Origin of the sequence: Corynebacterium sp. KPL4035, from assembly GCF_037908325.1 — a bacterium.
In the GTDB taxonomy this organism is placed as follows: Bacteria; Actinomycetota; Actinomycetes; order Mycobacteriales; family Mycobacteriaceae; genus Corynebacterium; species Corynebacterium kefirresidentii.
Map to the genome: position 1 here is coordinate 1 of NZ_JBBMGF010000033.1, position 935 is coordinate 935.

The following is a 935-nucleotide window of genomic DNA, read 5'->3' on the forward strand; positions in this document are numbered from 1 at the left end:
AACCTTTCCTTTTACCCCCGTTGCCTAGTGAAGGTCGACTCCGGGGTTCCCTGCGGCTTTAGGGCAACTATTCGAACATAAATACCCCCGCCAAGGTCACATGTCCGGCACCTGGGATAGTATACGAGCATCCGTTAGAAAACACATACTAACCCCTACGTCCTTTTGGAGTGCACCTCGTGACTGCCACACTCGCCCCACCCGAGCCTGATGTTGCTCTCGACTATCCCGACACTCTCCTCATTGCCAACCACCCCGATACTGATCCCCTAGACGAAGATGATGTGCCAGAAGCGTTCTATACCACCAACGCACCCGGCAACCACATCGGTAAAGCCGGTACCTATACGCGTAAAACCTCCTGGTTCCTCTACCGCGCAATCCTGCCCCAACTAGACGACGACGTCGACTTAAGCCTCACCAGCCTGGCCAAAGACCTCGGCATCTGCTATTCCAAACTTCTCGGGTATATCCGCGCTCACTACCGGATGCGCCAACTACCCCTTGTCACCGAAGTGCAAGGCCAGCACTGGATACTCGATCTGACCAAACTGCGCATCATCGACCGCGAACTATACCGCCTAGATAACAACCTAGATGACCTCGAAGCCATCGACGCAGCACTCGCAGACTTCCTCACCCCCACCACACCGAATCAAACCGTGCTCACTGATGCTGACCTACGCCGGTTTATCCGCTCCTTTATCGACACCCACCTGCGCCCGGAAGACAAAGAAGAAAAACCCGAACCAACCCTTCGCATTCACATCAATCCAGACCACACCACCACCCTGTCACTGACCTGCGACCGCGCCACAGCCGCTATCATCGCCCGCCACATCGACGCCTACACCAATAAAGCAAAAACAACCAACGCACAAGGCCTAATCGACCTCATCTTGGAAGACACCCACACCAGCGTCGCGATCAACACA

At 55.1% G+C, this 935-nt stretch carries 1 pseudogene; it reads left to right on the top strand.

Annotated features, from left to right (window positions below):
• Positions 1-179 precede the first annotated feature (179 nt).
• Positions 180-935 (top strand): annotated as a pseudogene (locus WMP96_RS11700) (HNH endonuclease signature motif containing protein); the annotation flags it as partial.